Source organism: Colwellia psychrerythraea (genome assembly GCF_000764185.1).
Classification (GTDB): Bacteria; Pseudomonadota; Gammaproteobacteria; order Enterobacterales; family Alteromonadaceae; genus Colwellia; species Colwellia psychrerythraea_B.
In genome coordinates this window covers 1-15,924 of the sequence record NZ_JQEC01000039.1, presented here as the reverse complement: position 1 = coordinate 15,924, position 15,924 = coordinate 1, and the positions used below count along the sequence as shown (strand labels likewise).

Genomic DNA, 15,924 nt, shown 5'->3' with positions numbered 1-15,924 from the left:
CAATTATTTACCTTGATAAGATTCAGGATAAATAAGCGACTTAAACAGTATTCATTGGCCCATTATACGAGTAAAATCCCCCCTTTGAAATTTAACTGCCGTTTAATTGGCTAAAGTTGTAGAAATGAGTCCTAAAATAGAATTATTAGCCCCCGGTGGTGATATCGATGCGATCAAAGCGGCAATTATTGCTGGCGCAGATGCGGTGTACTGTGGTTTAGATACCTTTAACGCCCGAAATCGTGCTGCTAATATTTCTTTTGATGAACTCGTCGGTATTATTAGACTCGCACACGAATATGACTGCCAAATATTCTTAACGCTCAATATAATTATTCTAGAGCGTGAATTCAAAACTCTAGCTAAGTTATTAAGTAAATTGGCAAACACTACTTTAGATGGTGTAATTGTGCAAGATTTGGGCATGCTGTACATCCTTAAAAAGCATTTTCCTACGCTTGATATTCACGCCTCAACCCAGTTAACTACCCATAACATTGGCCAAATTCCCTTTTTGAAAAAGTTAGGTGCTTCACGTGTTAACTTATCGCGTGAATTAAACTTAAAAGAAATCAGCGCTATAACTAAAGTATCACATGAAGAAAACGTGCTTACTGAGGTCTTTGTGCATGGTTCATTATGTGTTGCTTTTTCTGGTTTATGTTACTCCACCTCTGCCAGTGTTGGTAATTCAGGTAATAGAGGCCGTTGTAGCCAAGCTTGTCGTGAAGAATATAAACCGACCGAATCAGGTAATAAATTCCCATTAAATATTAAAGACAACTCAGCATTTTTTGATTTACCTGCACTAATAGAAGCAGGTGTTCACTCCTTTAAAGTAGAAGGCCGTATCAAGGGTGCAAGTTACGTACATACAGTTATTGATAGTTTCCGTAAACAAATAGATGGTTTTGTAGAAACCGGAAAATTACTTGAAGACGGCGAACGCCTTTACAAAGTATTCAACCGTGACTTTTCTAATGCCTTTTTGCGCGGCGATTTAAACCAATCAATGTTTATTGAAAACCCACGTGATAACTCTAAATACCACGCAATAGATAAAAGTAACGCGATTTCGGTGGTACAAATACAAGATGTTGAACAAAATTTAAATGATGAGAAAGAAGCAATACACGCTGATGTATTTGATAAAATAAAACACCTTAGTATTGAAAAGCGCAAGCTATCATTAGCATTCTCTGGTGAAGTAGGACAGCCATTAACTGTTACTATAAAAATTAACGAAGCACATGGCCAAATCATAACACAAAGTTTTGCTGAAGAAGTGATGCAAGAGCAAGTACATGTTATGCATTCTACACGCTCACTTAGCGCCAGTGATAAAAACTGCCTTGATCATAATGCCATTGAAAAACGTTTTAAAAGCTTTAACAATGCCGAGTTTAACTTAACCGAGTTAACCACTAATAATATCCCACAAAGCGTCACAATCCCCTTTAAAGAGCTTACAGCACTTAAGAATAAAATAGCTGCCCTACTTAATGATGGTACTCCAGTACTACCTGAGGTAGAGCTACCAAAACTAGTGCGTCATGCTAAAAAAGACGGAGATGCAAAATTATCCCTATTAATATGCGATGAAAGCGACGTTAACCTTAGTGATGTAACAGATGCCGATATTTACTTTAAACTACCCGACGCTTATAAACGTGGCTGTACTAAATATGTTGGTTTCTTCAAAGAGAACCCTCGCCTTATCCCTTGGTTTCCTTCTGTATTAATTGGCAAAGATTATGATGTTGCGGTAAATATTTTAGAGCAAGTAAAACCTAAATTAATTGTTACCAATAACACCGGCATAGCTAATAGAGCCTTTGAGTTAGGTATTGAGTGGATTGCAGGGCCGTTCTTAAACACCACCAACTCCTATGCATTATTGGCGATGAAGGAATCTTTCAATTGTAGTGGCGCTTTCATTTCTAATGAAATCAACCGCCAACAAATGAAGACTATCGCACGCCCTGAAAATTTCAAAATGTTTTACAGTGTTTATCACCCGATTTTATTAATGACTAGCAGGCAGTGTTTCTTCCAGCAAAGTGTGGGCTGTGAAAAGCCACGTATCGATAATGGTTGTATGCTGTCTTGCGACAAATCAACCAGTATCACTAACCTTAAAGGTGTTTCTTTTGCTATTGATAAACAAAAAGCAGGTTACCCAAGTATTTATAATGATGACCAGTTTTTAAATACTGAAATAGTCAAAGATTTAACTCAGTTATATGATGGTTTCATGATTGATTTAACTAACATCGGCGCGGGTGATAAAGAGTCCCCCGATAAACAGCTTTTGATTAAACAGTTTGAACAGTTACTTAAATACGATAACAGTGAATCAATTGGCTACGCTAATCAATTGTCAAACGAGCAATTACATGCACAAGACAAGCTTAACTCGCTGGTGTCGGGGTCAACCAATGTGCAATACTATAATGGCTTATAACTTTATTGGTTAAGACTACAGACTGCTATTCACCGTGAATTGGAATAAGTTCAGAGACCTACCACACACAAAGTATAACCAGCATCACTGAGTACGTTAAATTATTAAATACTCTTTGAATTGCTGGTTCGTTTAAGACTCCTCATAATAAATTTAAAGCACAATAAACAAGTATCAGTTTACTAACCAACATCCTCATCTACATTGCTCGTTTCAAGCTGTTGTATCCTTCATAACAATAAAATCATGTTACTGTACTCGGTTATTAAACAGACTAACTAGTCAAAATCATCATAAAGCACACTAATTCAATAATTTTTATGAAAAAACAGGTTGCAAAATCACAGATTTATACCCACGCTTATCAATAAGACTAAGTTCGAGTTGAGATCTGTAGAATTTTTTACAAATCAGGAGATATATTAAAAGTGATTAGTTTATATGATAAGTACGGAGGTTTTGACACCTTTAGTATGGTGGTAGGAAATTTCTATCAAAAAATACTAGACAGTGAAGAGCTTGCGCCCTACTTTGAAACAGTTAATATGGAAAGGCTGATGTCTCATCAAACGCAATTTATTGCAACGGCGTTAGGCGGCCCTGACAAGTATGCCCGTGTTGATTTAAGAGCGGTACATGCACCTTATAAAATAACGGTGCCACACTTTCATGAAGTGGTTGAATTATTAGAAGAATCGCTGGATGAAGCGAGTGTTGAACAAGAAGATATTAGTAGTATCATCACTTTAATTTCTGGTTTAATGGATCAAATAGCCACAAGTGAATAACACGGCTTCCTCTCCTTCCAACAAACTATTACCTGAATTATTCGATAATTTGGATTTCGGTCTGTTGCTTTGTGACATTAATTCGTTAAAAATTCTTGAGTATAACCAAATTTTTGCAACTTGGTTTCATGAAATCCCTGCCGCGGTTAGCCTTCCAGAGCTATTTGAACTTGCTGTGATCAAGCGAATTAATAACGCAACCTTAAAACTGCGTAAATATCGATTTAAGCTTGAAGTAAAAGTAGGTCACAGAATTGAATGTCTCGATTTCAGTTGTAAACCAACTACTATTAACGAAAAAAATTATTTACTAATTCAAGGAGTTGTTAATAGCTCTGAGTTAATGATGACTAAAATGATTAAGGATCATAGTAATTTACAAACTAAGAACAAAAAAGAAATAGAGCGGGCCATGAAGAAGGCTGAAGCCGCTAATAATGCTAAAACTATGTTCATTGCCTCCATGAGTCATGAACTTAGAACACCGATGAACGGTATTTTAGGCATGGTACAACAATTTGCTAAAACGCCACTTAACGATCAGCAAAAGTTTTTACTCGATACTATTGGCAGCTCTGGCGATCAACTTCTAGCAATAATAAATCAAGTACTCGATTTTTCAAAAATAGAGGCACATAAAGTAGAATTACACCCAAGCCAAACCGATATTAGAAAATTAGTATTAGATGTAATAGCGGTCTGTAGAAGCAGTGTTGAAGCAAGTGATAATTTAGTTATTGAAGCAGTTTTTACTGAACAAGAGCTGCGTCATGTTTTGGTTGATGATATTCGCCTAAAGCAAGTACTGATTAATTTAGTGAATAATGCAATTAAGTTCACTAAAACTGGCCATGTTAGGCTTGAATTAAATACCATTTCGTTAAGCGATAAAGTGTGTGAACTTCATTTTTCTATTATAGATACTGGCATCGGTATCTCTCAAGAGCGGATTAGCAAATTATTCAAACCCTTTACTCAACACGACTATTCAACGACTAGAGAGTATGGCGGTACGGGCCTAGGTTTAACCATCAGTAGTCAACTGATTAAATTAATGGGTAGTAAAATTGATGTGCAAAGCGACATAGGTGAAGGTAGTATTTTTAGCTTTAACTTATCTCTGCCTATTTGCGAGCAACCAACCCCCGTGACTTCAACAGTAGAAAGACCCGCTAAGCACGTTTCAATTAAAGGTAAAACAGTACTCGTTGTTGATGATAACCGGATAAATCGTAGAATTGTCTCAATGGCACTTGATAAATCTCAGGTGAAAATTATTGAAGCCGAAAATGGTGAAGAGGGGGTTAAGAAATTTATTAATAATAAGGTTGATATCATTCTAATGGATTGTTTAATGCCTATTATGGATGGCTTTGAAGCGACAAAAAAAATAAGAGAATTGGAAGCCAACAACCAACACACTCTCATTTTTGCACTTTCGGCGAGTGCCTCCAGCGAAATTGGTGAGCAAAGTATTAACGCTGGTATGGATGATATTATGCTAAAGCCTTTTAAATTCGATGAGTTGCTTAATAAAATAACGCAAAACCTAAGTTAACTTCACATAATTATCAGTAAGTAAAAATTGAAGATGATTACCTCAGCTGATTTACTCTTTTTTCTCTATATCTATATTGAATATAGATTTTTCACCAATGTTGAACATTATTAAATACATTAAATGTTTGCTAATAAAGTATTGCTTTTTTAGCCATATTTATCTATTTAACAGTCAACCTTATATACATAAAGTTATCTGCTTTCAAAATAAAAAAGGGCAATAACATCACCGTTATTACCCTCTCTAAAATTATGCTTTACTTAAAAATTAATGATTCTCAGAAACCATATTTACTGTGTATTTAGGGATATCTACTACTAAATCTTCATCACCAACAATTGATTGACAACTTAGGCGTGATTCAGGCTCTAGGCCCCATGCTTTATCAAGCATATCGTCTTCTAGTTCATCACCTTCTTCGATAGAGTCAAAACCTTCACGAATGATAACGTGACACGTAGTACAGGCACATACTTTCTCACAAGCATGTTCAATGCCGATGTCATTTCTCAAGGCAACGTTTAATACGCTCTCACCTTTTTCAGCTTCAACTACTGCGCCATCAGGGCATAATTCTGCATTGGGTAAAAATATAATTTTTGGCATTTTATTTATTCTCTGCTTACGAGGCTTTCGCCTAACCTAAATTTTATCAACTGCCTGACCCGCAAGGGCTTGGCTAATTGAACTATCCATACGGCGTTCAGCAAATATTGCTGTGCTGTCGTTTAATTTATCAAGCGCATTTTCTATCGCTTTAATTTCAATACCTTGACTAACTTGTGCAAGTAATTTAATGGCGTTTTCAATCATGAGAACTTCATCACTATTAAGTAATCTACTGTCAGCTACTAAAGCTGCTTGTACCGACTCTATCACGCGTGAAGCTTCTACTTGTTGCTCTTTGAGCATACGCGCTTGCATATCATCAGCTGCATTAGTCATCGAATCTTTAATCATCTGACTAATTTGATTGTCATCAAGGCCAAATGAAGGTTTAACCTCAATACTAGATTCTACACCAGTAGATTTTTCCATTGCAGATACCGATAATAAACCATCAGCATCAACTTTAAAGGTTACACGAATATGTGCTGCACCAGCCGTCATTGCCGGTATACCGCGTAGTTCAAAACGAGCTAGTGAACGGCAATCATCAACAAGCTCACGTTCACCTTGTAATACGTGTACAGCCATAGCTGTTTGACCGTCTTTAAAGGTAGTAAATTCTTGCGCCTTTGCGACTGGTATGGTGGTATTGCGAGGAATCACTTTTTCAACCAAGCCACCCATAGTCTCTAAACCAAGCGATAAAGGAGTTACATCAAGTAATAACATATCACTATCTGGCTTATTACCCACCAAAATATCAGCTTGAATAGCTGCACCAATAGCAACCACTTTATCAGGATCAATTGACGTTAAAGGCTTTTTATTAAAGTGCTTTTCAACTTCACTGCGTACTAATGGAACGCGGGTTGAGCCGCCAACCATAACAATTTCTATCACTTCATCAACTGTGATACTGGCATCTTTAAGCGTACGACGACAAGCACGCAAGGTTTTGCTAACTAATGCGGCTATAAGCTCATTCAACTGAGTTTTACTCAGTTTTATCGCCCAATCTTTGCCATTATCTAAAGCAATGCTGATATCAACTTGTTCATTATCCGTTAGTTGCTCTTTAGCAAAACATGCTTGTTGCATCAGTTGGCGCTCTAACGATGGAGATAAAGGTCTTACTAAACCCGCTTGCTCAACAAAGTAGTCTACTATAGCTACATCAAAATCATCGCCACCAAGTGCAGAATCACCACCGGTTGCTAAAACCTCAAAGACACCTTTGTTTAGCCGTAAAATAGAAATATCGAATGTACCACCACCTAAGTCATAAACAGCGATAATACCTTCTTGGCCTGAATCTAATCCGTAAGCCACCGCTGCTGCTGTTGGTTCATTTAATAAGCGCAAAACGTTTACACCAGCTAATTTCGCTGCATCTTTAGTACTTTGCCTTTGTGCATCATCAAAATGAGCAGGCACTGTGATAACAACGCCAGTTAGCTCACCACCTAATGCCGCTTGGGCTCTTAAGTTTAAGGCTTTTAATATTTCTGCCGATACTTGCACTGGGTTAACAGCGCCTTGTCTGGTCATAATTTCAGGGTGATTCTCATCACCACAAAATTCATAAGGCAAAGATGGGTATTTACCTTGAATATCAGGCAGTGAACGCCCTATTAAGCGTTTTGCAGAAGTAATGGTATTTTGAGCATCTTCAATGCTTAACGCTTGAGCTGTTTGGCCAACTAAAATATTATCAGCCTGATAGCTCACAATAGAGGGTAAAATATCACGGCCTTGATCATCGCTTAAAGTAGTTGCGTTGCCACTTTGTACACTTGCGATTAAGGAATTTGTGGTACCAAGATCGATGCCTGCAGCTAATCTATGTTCGTGAGGAACGGTACTTTGACCGGGTTCTGCAATTTGTAATAAAGCCATGATGTTAATTTAATGATTTAGTTAAGGTTAATAATAAGTATTGAAGTGCTTACTAGCCACGCTAGTCTTCAAATAAGCTATCTTCAAGACGATCTACTTCAACATTTAGTTTTTGGTAGAACTTTAATTTACGTAAATTATCGCATGCTGCACTATTCGATGCTGCATTATTTTCACTTATCTGTGCTCTCATCATTTTAGAAAGCTGTAAGTATTCTGTCGACAACACACTTTGAACTTCAAGCAATGCTGCATCAACATCACTCGAATGCCTAATTTCTTCCAGCATTTCACGCAGTTCCATTTGACGCATCAAAAAGCTGATATCTTGGAAAGAATGCTGTTCGTTCGGCATTTCCACACCACGTAGCACAAGAATATATTGGGCACGTTGTAATGGGCTTTTCAGTGTTTGGTAAGCGTCGTTAATGTGCGCAGATTTTTGTACAGCTATTCGCTGCTCTTGCTCGGATGCATGGGCAAACTTGTCAGGATGCACAGCCTTTTGCAAGGTTTGATAATTTGATGAAAGTTGTTGTAAATCGACATCGAAAGAGGTTTCTATGTTGAATAATTGAAAGTAATTCACTGCTTATACCTAGAAAAAAGGGTCTAAAAGCTATCTATAATAAGCTTAATCTTAGTAATATTTTAAACTCGAAGGAACTTGGTTCAAGTACAAGGCAAAAGCGCGGAGTTGACGTTAGTCAATAAGCACTTTCAACGCTGTAATTGAATCAAGTTGCAAAGAGATTATACATTAAAACTTTCACCACACCCACACTCGCCCTTGGCGTTTGGATTGGTGAATTTAAAACCTTCGTTCAAGCCTTCTTTAACAAAGTCTAGCTCGATGCCATCGAGGTAAACCAAGCTTTTTTCGTCAATGATAATGTTAACATCATCAATATTGAACAATTGATCATCTTCATTTAAATCATCAACAAATTCGAGCACGTAGGCTAAACCTGAACAACCGGTAGTTTTAATACCTAAGCGAAGCCCAAGTCCTTTGCCACGATTTTGCATGAAAGATTGAACTCGTTCAGCTGCTGCAGGTGTCATGGTAACAGACATTGTTTTCTCCGTTATTTACCTTGTTTGTTCTTATAATCAGCAATAGCTGCTTTAATAGCATCTTCAGCTAAAATAGAGCAATGAATTTTTACCGGTGGTAAAGCTAACTCTTCAGCAATGGCGGTATTCTTAATTTCGCCAGCTTCTTCAATTGATTTACCTTTAACCCACTCTGTTACTAATGAACTTGAAGCAATCGCAGAACCACAACCGTAAGTTTTGAATTTTGCATCTTCAATGATGCCGTCATCAGAAATTTTAAGTTGTAACTTCATCACGTCACCACATGCAGGTGCGCCAACCATACCGGTTGCTACCGATGGATCATTTTTATCCATTGAACCTACGTTACGTGGGTTCTCATAATGATCTATAACTTTTTCGCTGTAAGCCATGTTACTCTCCTAAATTGTGCCAAATTGTTATTAGCTAATTTCCAGACAATTAACTAACTACTACTTATTTGACACTAAATAATATCTAAAGTGCTGAACTATTTTACTAAACATTCTTCTATATAAAGCAATGTTTAGATTAGTGGCCAGCCCATTCAATTGAATCTAAATCGATACCGTCTTTGAACATTTCCCAAAGCGGTGACATGTCACGTAAATGACCAATTGCACCTTTAATTAGGTCAATTGCATAATCAATTTCTTCTTCCGTAGTAAAACGGCCAAAGCTAAAACGAATTGAGCTATGCGCCATTTCATCATTTAGACCTAATGCACGAAGTACATAAGACGGCTCTAGGCTTGCTGATGTACATGCACTACCTGAAGATACGGCTAAGTCTTTCAATGCCATGATGAGTGACTCACCTTCAACAAAGTTGAAACTAACATTTAAGTTGCCCGGGTAGCGTTTATCCGCATCACCGTTAATAAATACTTGTTCCATGCTATTTACGCCGGCCCATAAACGATCGCGCATTGCCGTAACATGTGCTTGATCTTGTGCCATTTCTTCTTTAGCTATTCGACATGCTTCACCCATACCAACAATTTGATGGGTTGCTAAAGTACCTGAACGCATACCACGTTCATGTCCGCCACCATGTGTTTGCGCTTCTAAGCGAATACGCGGCTTACGACTCACATATAACGCGCCAATGCCTTTTGGTCCGTACATCTTATGAGCTGATATTGACAGTAAATCAACTTTCAAAACTTGCATGTCGATATTAATTTTACCGGCACTTTGCGCGGCATCAACATGAAAAACAATTTTACGAGCACGACACATCTCACCAATTTCACTGATATCTTGAATAACACCAATTTCATTGTTCACTTGCATAATACTCACTAAAATAGTGTCATCACGCATAGCATCACTCAGCTTGTTCAAATCAATTAAGCCGTTTTCTTCAGGATCAAGGTACGTTACTTCAAAACCTTGGCGCTCTAATTCACGACAAGTATCTAATACGGCTTTATGTTCCGTTTTGCTAGTAATTATGTGCTTACCTTTTTTATGATAAAAGTTAGCAGCGCCTTTAATAGCAAGGTTATTTGATTCGGTAGCACCTGAAGTGAAAACAATTTCACGTGGGTCAGCATTAATTAATTCAGCAATTTGATTACGAGCAATATCAACTGCTTCTTCGGCTTGCCAACCAAATTTATGTGAACGTGACGCAGGGTTACCAAAATGACCGTCATTAGTCATGTATTGCATCATTTTTTCAGCTACACGCTTATCTACTGGTGTTGTTGCTGAATAATCAAAATATATAGGAAGCTTCATTCGCTAACTCTCTCCGATGGTAAATCTTTAATACGACACGACAAGTTGTTACCAGTCGTGCATTACATTTTTTGTGGTTATTAATGTTTCTAAGGCGATGCTTTTATGTGCATTTATATGCAACTCATCTTGGCGTTTAGAAACTTGTTTCACATCACGCTTAGCGACTAGTTCTGATAAGCTGATATTTTGCAAGAATTCTTCAATTCGTTGACTTAACCCTTCCCAAAGGGAGTGAGTTAAACATTGTTCGCCATCCTGGCAATTACCTTTACCTGAGCACTTAGTTGCATCAACACTTTCATTTACTGCACAAATAACATCTGCGACAGCAATTTCCGCTGAGCACCGGCCCAATCGATATCCGCCACCAGGACCACGAACACTAGTTACTAGTCCTTGTTTGCGTAAACGAGAAAAAAGTTGCTCTAAATATGACAAAGATATACCTTGGCGTTCAGAAATATCGGCCAAAGATACAGGTCCAGACACTGCATGAATAGTAACATCTAACATGGCAGTAACTGCGTAACGACCTTTAGAGGTAAGTTTCATAATCTGCTCTCAAACACTTCGTTGGTGTATTCAATGTATCAATTTAGTAGGACAACTAAATTAAAGCTATTTGACAAAAGCGCATTAATTAAATGCCTTCGCTTGCAAATTCAGCGCATTTTACATAACCCTACGGATTAGTCAAATATATACCCTAGTAAATTACTCAAGTATTGTACACCATGAAGTGTCAAGCGAAAAGTAATACTTGACTGTTTTACTCAACTATTATTTGGGGGGCGATGAAATGCTAAGAATCAAATTTCTGGATCAAAGCTAGCCACTTTATTTTCTCGACGTTCAGCGGCCGCCTTTTCATCTTCAACAAACTCACCCACTCTTAATTCAGGTAAATTTTTATCACAGATATTGCCACCGAGAACGTTTATTTCTTTGCAAAGAGCACTTACTCTATCATCCATTAGGTGCACATGATCGAGTAAACGGCCAATAGCCTTGGCAACCGGATCCGGATTGTCATGTGAAACAGCGTAGGCATCAAAGCCATATTTTTTAGCGGCTGCTTCTCGTTGTTGACCTTCACCTTTACTAGGCTTATCCGGAACGATTCTTCCAGGAATACCTACCGCTGTAGCATTGGCTGGTAGGTCTTTAACGACCACTGAGTTAGAGCCTACTTTACCGCCCTTACCGATAGTTATAGGGCCAAGTACTTGAGCACCAGCACCAATAACTACATTATCTTCTAAGGTAGGATGGCGTTTGCCAGCTTTCCAACTAGTACCACCTAAGGTAACACCATGATAAAGCGTGACATCATTGCCAATTTCAGCGGTTTCACCAATAACGATTCCCATTCCATGGTCGATAAAAACTCGGCGACCTAACTTAGCACCAGGATGAATCTCAATTCCTGTTAACCAACGAGAAAAGGTTGATATCACACGCCCTAATAGCTTCCAATCCGCTCGCCATAATCTATGACTTAATCGATGAATCCAAATTGCATGTAAGCCAGGGTAATTAAGAATAACCTCAAAACTGGTGCGAGCGGCTGGATCTCTATCAAAGACACTATTGATATCTTCTTTGATACGGCTAAACATAAATTATTCCTTCTACTTTCTTTTAAGTGACAAATTATTTTTAATCACTACGACTGTTACGACTTATCTTTACTAGACCTTTCCATTGAGGCAAAAATCCCACGCATCATCTTAACTTCTTTAATATCAGGTCTAGCACGGTTAAATAAGCGTCTAAGCTTAGTCATCACTAAACCTGGGTGATTTTCTACTATAAAACCAGTGGCTTTAAGTGCCTTTTCAAAATGCTGATAAAAACGTTCTGTCTCTTCAACTACAGGATAAAGTTCTTCATCTTCGCTCTTAGTTTTAGCAACTAATTTACCATTGCCAGTACTGCGCTCTTGGTAATTTTGATCATGTGCCAATAAATAACTGGTACGTACCTCATAACTTAAGGTTTGTACCGCCATAGCAAGGTTCAACGAGCTGTAATCTGGATTTGCCGGTATTTGCACATGGAAATGGCAAAGTTGTAACTCTTCATTAGTTAAACCGCTGCTTTCTCGGCCAAACACAAGTGCTACCGGGTATTCATCCGCCTCGGCAATCATTTTCTCACCACAACCTCTTGGCTCAAGCATAGGCCAAGGTAATGTACGTGAACGAGCACTTGTACCAACCACTAAGCCACAATCTTCAATAGCTTCAGCTAAAGTACTAACAACTTTAGCATTAGCTAATACGTCTGTGGCACCAGCAGCCAATGCTTGTGCTTGGCCATTAGGCATTTCAATAGGGTCAACCAATACAAGCTGGCTTAATCCCATTGTTTTCATAGCGCGTGCCGCACTACCAATATTTCGACAATCGGAGGTATTAACTAAAACTATTTTAACGCGGTCTAATAATGAACCTGGGGTATTGCTTTGCTGAGAACCTGACATCTTTTACTCTACTTGTATGTTTAATTGGATTGCCTAGTTTGATTAACTAGGATATCTAACCCATCTAGATGGCCAGTATTCTACCATAGAAGATTACTGCTGTAGCTAACAAAAAGCACGCTTAATAGGCATATTTATCTATGGCAATTTGATATTTAATAGTCTTTTTTTCTCTATAAAAAAACTTCCTGACCTATATGTTCAGTTATTAATCAGATTTTAGTTCAAGACTATCGCTTAATGATTTTTTATTTGCTATACTTTGCGCGCTCGATTTTCAAGACAATGTTTGCTTGGAAATGTAATGTTCTTTTAAAAATTATTTACAAATAGGTACTCTATTATGCATCCCATGCTAAATATTGCCGTGCGCGCAGCGCGTACAGCAGGTAAAGTTATCGTTCGCTCTATGGAGCAACTTGATAAAGTTGAAATACAATCTAAAGGAACTAACGATTTCGTCACCAGTGTTGATCTTAACGCTGAAGAAGCCATTATTGAGACTATTCGTAAATCATATCCAGAACATACTATTATCGGTGAAGAGTCTGGTATTTTAAAAGGCAGTGATGACGATTACCAATGGATTATCGATCCACTAGATGGTACAGCCAACTTCATCAAAGGTATCCCACACTTTGCCGTTTCCATTGCTTTAAAAGTAAAAGGCAAATTAGACCAAGCAGTTATCTTTGATCCCATTCGTGGCGAATTATTCTCAGCGAGTCGTGGTAAAGGTGCACAGCTAAACGGTTTTAGAATCCGTGTAAATAAAAACAAAGAAATCTCAGGTACTATATTAGCTACCGGCTTCCCTGTTAAACACAAACAACATAGCCTTGCTTACATGGCAATGTTCTCAGCCTTATTCCAAAAATCAGCTGATATGCGCCGTACAGGTTCAACCGCACTCGATCTTGCTTATGTAGCAGCCGGCCGTGTTGATGGTTTCTTCGAAATTGGTACTAAGCCATTTAATACTGCTGCTGGTGAACTATTGATTATTGAAGCTGGTGGTTTAGTAACTGACTTTACTGGTGGCCATAACCATACACAATCTGGCAATATCGTTGCAGCTAATACCCGTATATTAAAAGACGTATTAAAAGAAATTCGTCCTCACTTAGGTGATGCGCTTAGCAAGTAATTATTGTCAAGCTTTGCTTAAGTAATAGCAGAATAATATTAAGCGCCACAGTAACCTTGATACAATAAGGTCACTGTGGCGCTTTTTTTGCTTTAAGCTAACTAGGTAGTCATAAGTACATTTTGTTAAGAGAGCACATGGAAAATATTAATAGTACAAAACAAGCCTTCATCGCTGGAGAAGTAGCCCTAGTTGGCGCGGGCCCTGGTGATCCTGATTTACTCACCATGCAAGCCTATCGCTTCATAAAGCAAGCTGAGGTTGTTATCTATGACAGATTAGTTAGTGCTGCTATCATGGCGTTATTGCCTAGAGATTGCCAACAAATATATGTTGGAAAAAAGCAAGCAGATCATAGAGTTCCACAAGAAGGCATTAATCAATTATTAGTTGATAACGCTTTATTGGGTAAAAAAGTAGTTCGATTAAAAGGCGGGGATCCTTTTGTCTTTGGTCGAGGATCTGAAGAAGCTCAGTTCTTATTAAGCAACGGCGTCGCTTGTCATATTGTCCCAGGAATGACTGCGGCATCAGCCTGTACTAGTTATGCTGGCATCCCGTTAACACATCGAAAAGTTGCTCGAAGTTGCACCTTCATCACCGGTAATGTGCAAGATAATGGTGCATTAGACCTACCTTGGCAGGCGTTAAATGATAAAGAACAAACAATTGTTTTTTATATGGGCATAAAAAGTTTACCAATAATTACCGCTCAACTTATACAAGCTGGTCGCGATGTGAATACACCAGCAGCGTTAATTCGTAAAGGTACTCACCAAGACCAACAAGTGGTAAAAGGTACCTTAGCAAACTTAACTGCGCTGGTAGCGTTACATAATATAAAGCCACCGAGCTTGATTGTTATTGGTGATGTTGTTGGTATTTTCCAAAGTAAACAACTAACTAACCTAGGCTACTTAAGCCCTGAAATACCAGCTTAATAATAAAGCGCTTAATTTATTAGGCTAGGTCGGTTTTTCAGGTAATTTCATTATGAATAAAAGATGAATGACCTAGTTTATTTTACTAATAATTTTATTAATTCTTTTCCTAAAATCAGGCTTAGCTACAATTAAGTTTATCTTTGTAAAGTCAGTATTTTGAATATTCTTTTGAGTGTAATAAAACTCAACCTTTCCTAAGGATTCAAAGCTGACGTTTTCAAGTGCCGGCACTTCGTTCAAGCCATTAAAAGCAACTAGATCACCAAGGCGACAGGCAAGGTAGCACAATAGTAATTGTCTCAGTTTATCATCAGGAATGTCACTACTTGCCATTGAATTAGTCAAGGGTAAGATACTGTGCTCTATGCCAGACTCAATAGATAAAGGTAATTGCCATTGCTGGGCCAAGAATTTACCAATTATTGCTGAATTTATTCCCAGTGATGCTTGAAAGACCTTAGTGCGTTCGAATAAAGTAAAGTTGCCAAGATAATAACTCGCAAGTGAGGGCTTGTAAGAAAGTATTGCTAAATCGCCTAAATAAGAAAGTAAGCAATGTGTTGCTAATTCAGCAGGATTATTCTCCCCAGTCTCTTTAGCGAACAATAAACAAAATGAACTAGCTAAGTAGCTCGCTTTCCATAATTTATTATAGGCTTCGTTTTGAGCTTTATCAGTAAACTTCACCCCTTTGTTCATAGTGCATTGCAAAGCAATACTTTTAACTTTCCCAACCCCCATATATATAATGGCATGGTGAATATCAGTAATTGGCTTCTGCACCGAAAACATAGAGGAGTTGACAGCTTTTAGTATTTTTGCCGTTATCTCTGCGTCTGTTTTAATGAGCTCAAATAATTCATTTGGTTCAAATGTTCTTTGTGTTAGCGGAAACAAGAGTGGGTGAGGCTTTCTAAAGGATTGAATAATATCTGAAACAACTTGTTGCTGTTTACTACCTAGCATTTTAGGTGTGAAAACCTTAAAGGATAAAAATCCTTCGGGGACAACAGGAGTAATATTAGCTTTATCTAGCGGTGGGGTTTTAAATATTGTACTTTCATCAATAAACTCTTGGTTAATTGCCCTTATCGCTGTCGATTTTTTTCGTTGAGTGCTATGAGCCAAATTATGTTTATCAACTAAACTGGAATATTGGTGTTTTGAAGGCTTCTTTTTGTTTTGTTTACTAAAAAAAAAA

At 37.9% G+C, this 15,924-nt stretch carries 15 protein-coding genes; 5 read left to right on the top strand and 10 right to left on the bottom strand.

Annotated features, from left to right (window positions below; all coding sequences use genetic code 11):
• Window positions 1–124 precede the first annotated feature (124 nt).
• The 3 genes from GAB14E_RS10005 to GAB14E_RS0123075 all read left to right on the top strand — a co-directional run bounded on the left by GAB14E_RS10005 (window position 125) and on the right by GAB14E_RS0123075 (window position 4,810).
• A complete protein-coding gene (locus tag GAB14E_RS10005; protein WP_033082682.1) occupies window positions 125–2,464 on the top strand; it encodes a peptidase U32 family protein in 2,340 nt (779 codons plus the stop codon).
• Between the two features lie 428 nt (window positions 2,465–2,892).
• The gene (locus GAB14E_RS10010; RefSeq protein WP_033082681.1) at window positions 2,893–3,252 is read left to right on the top strand and encodes a group I truncated hemoglobin; all 360 of its coding nucleotides are present in this window, start codon (window positions 2,893–2,895) and stop codon (window positions 3,250–3,252) included.
• Window positions 3,245–4,810: an ATP-binding protein gene (locus GAB14E_RS0123075; protein ID WP_052093734.1), complete on the top strand. Its 1,566-nt coding sequence runs from the start codon at window positions 3,245–3,247 to the stop codon at window positions 4,808–4,810. Before GAB14E_RS10010 ends, GAB14E_RS0123075 begins: the two co-directional genes overlap by 8 nt.
• A gap of 270 nt (window positions 4,811–5,080) precedes the next feature.
• On the opposite strand, the gene fdx is transcribed toward GAB14E_RS0123075, so the two are convergent.
• The 9 genes from fdx to trmJ all read right to left on the bottom strand — a co-directional run bounded on the left by fdx (window position 5,081) and on the right by trmJ (window position 12,632).
• Complete coding sequence (gene fdx, locus GAB14E_RS10015; RefSeq protein WP_033082680.1) at window positions 5,081–5,419, bottom strand: ISC system 2Fe-2S type ferredoxin; 339 nt, start codon at window positions 5,417–5,419, stop codon at window positions 5,081–5,083.
• Window positions 5,420–5,455: 36 nt separating this feature from the next.
• Entirely contained in the window at window positions 5,456–7,318 is a 1,863-nt protein-coding gene (gene hscA / locus GAB14E_RS10020) for a Fe-S protein assembly chaperone HscA (RefSeq protein WP_033082679.1), read from the bottom strand.
• Between the two features lie 61 nt (window positions 7,319–7,379).
• Window positions 7,380–7,907, bottom strand: a complete 528-nt coding sequence (hscB, locus tag GAB14E_RS10025) for a co-chaperone HscB (RefSeq protein ID WP_033082678.1) — start codon at window positions 7,905–7,907, stop codon at window positions 7,380–7,382.
• 164 nt (window positions 7,908–8,071) lie between these two features.
• Window positions 8,072–8,395, bottom strand: a complete 324-nt coding sequence (gene iscA / locus GAB14E_RS10030) for an iron-sulfur cluster assembly protein IscA (protein ID WP_033082677.1) — start codon at window positions 8,393–8,395, stop codon at window positions 8,072–8,074.
• A gap of 11 nt (window positions 8,396–8,406) precedes the next feature.
• Window positions 8,407–8,790: a Fe-S cluster assembly scaffold IscU gene (gene iscU, locus GAB14E_RS10035; protein ID WP_033082676.1), complete on the bottom strand. Its 384-nt coding sequence runs from the start codon at window positions 8,788–8,790 to the stop codon at window positions 8,407–8,409.
• 139 nt (window positions 8,791–8,929) lie between these two features.
• Window positions 8,930–10,144, bottom strand: coding sequence for an IscS subfamily cysteine desulfurase (locus GAB14E_RS10040; protein WP_033082675.1), 1,215 nt, complete (start codon window positions 10,142–10,144; stop codon window positions 8,930–8,932).
• A 48-nt stretch (window positions 10,145–10,192) separates the two neighbouring features.
• Window positions 10,193–10,699, bottom strand: coding sequence for a Fe-S cluster assembly transcriptional regulator IscR (gene iscR, locus GAB14E_RS10045; RefSeq protein WP_033082674.1), 507 nt, complete (start codon window positions 10,697–10,699; stop codon window positions 10,193–10,195).
• 257 nt (window positions 10,700–10,956) lie between these two features.
• Entirely contained in the window at window positions 10,957–11,766 is an 810-nt protein-coding gene (cysE, locus tag GAB14E_RS10050; protein WP_033082673.1) for a serine O-acetyltransferase, read from the bottom strand.
• A 56-nt stretch (window positions 11,767–11,822) separates the two neighbouring features.
• The gene (trmJ, locus tag GAB14E_RS10055) at window positions 11,823–12,632 is read right to left on the bottom strand and encodes a tRNA (cytosine(32)/uridine(32)-2'-O)-methyltransferase TrmJ (RefSeq protein WP_052093733.1); all 810 of its coding nucleotides are present in this window, start codon (window positions 12,630–12,632) and stop codon (window positions 11,823–11,825) included.
• A gap of 343 nt (window positions 12,633–12,975) precedes the next feature.
• Here trmJ and suhB point away from each other — a divergent pair, with 343 nt between their 5' ends.
• Together suhB and cobA are read left to right on the top strand one after the other, a co-directional pair.
• A complete protein-coding gene (suhB, locus tag GAB14E_RS10060; protein ID WP_033082672.1) occupies window positions 12,976–13,779 on the top strand; it encodes an inositol-1-monophosphatase in 804 nt (267 codons plus the stop codon).
• A 137-nt stretch (window positions 13,780–13,916) separates the two neighbouring features.
• The gene (cobA, locus tag GAB14E_RS10065) at window positions 13,917–14,720 is read left to right on the top strand and encodes a uroporphyrinogen-III C-methyltransferase (RefSeq protein ID WP_033082671.1); all 804 of its coding nucleotides are present in this window, start codon (window positions 13,917–13,919) and stop codon (window positions 14,718–14,720) included.
• 72 nt (window positions 14,721–14,792) lie between these two features.
• Here the strand turns inward: cobA and GAB14E_RS10070 are convergent.
• On the bottom strand, window positions 14,793–15,924 hold a 1,132-nt coding region (locus GAB14E_RS10070; RefSeq protein WP_033082670.1), incomplete at its 5' end, for an HDOD domain-containing protein.

Excerpts from the sequence above, each read along its gene's own strand:
- GAB14E_RS10005 (WP_033082682.1), top strand. The coding sequence starts at position 125 with ATGAGTCCTAAAATAGAATTATTAGCCCCCGGTGGTGATATCGATGCG.
- iscR (WP_033082674.1), bottom strand. The coding sequence starts at position 10,699 with ATGAAACTTACCTCTAAAGGTCGTTACGCAGTTACTGCCATGTTAGAT.
- iscA (WP_033082677.1), bottom strand. The coding sequence starts at position 8,395 with ATGTCTGTTACCATGACACCTGCAGCAGCTGAACGAGTTCAATCTTTC.
- cysE (WP_033082673.1), bottom strand. The coding sequence starts at position 11,766 with ATGTTTAGCCGTATCAAAGAAGATATCAATAGTGTCTTTGATAGAGAT.
- fdx (WP_033082680.1), bottom strand. The coding sequence starts at position 5,419 with ATGCCAAAAATTATATTTTTACCCAATGCAGAATTATGCCCTGATGGC.
- trmJ (WP_052093733.1), bottom strand. The coding sequence starts at position 12,632 with ATGTCAGGTTCTCAGCAAAGCAATACCCCAGGTTCATTATTAGACCGC.
- suhB (WP_033082672.1), top strand. The coding sequence starts at position 12,976 with ATGCATCCCATGCTAAATATTGCCGTGCGCGCAGCGCGTACAGCAGGT.
- hscA (WP_033082679.1), bottom strand. The coding sequence starts at position 7,318 with ATGGCTTTATTACAAATTGCAGAACCCGGTCAAAGTACCGTTCCTCAC.
- GAB14E_RS10040 (WP_033082675.1), bottom strand. The coding sequence starts at position 10,144 with ATGAAGCTTCCTATATATTTTGATTATTCAGCAACAACACCAGTAGAT.
- iscU (WP_033082676.1), bottom strand. The coding sequence starts at position 8,790 with ATGGCTTACAGCGAAAAAGTTATAGATCATTATGAGAACCCACGTAAC.
- cobA (WP_033082671.1), top strand. The coding sequence starts at position 13,917 with ATGGAAAATATTAATAGTACAAAACAAGCCTTCATCGCTGGAGAAGTA.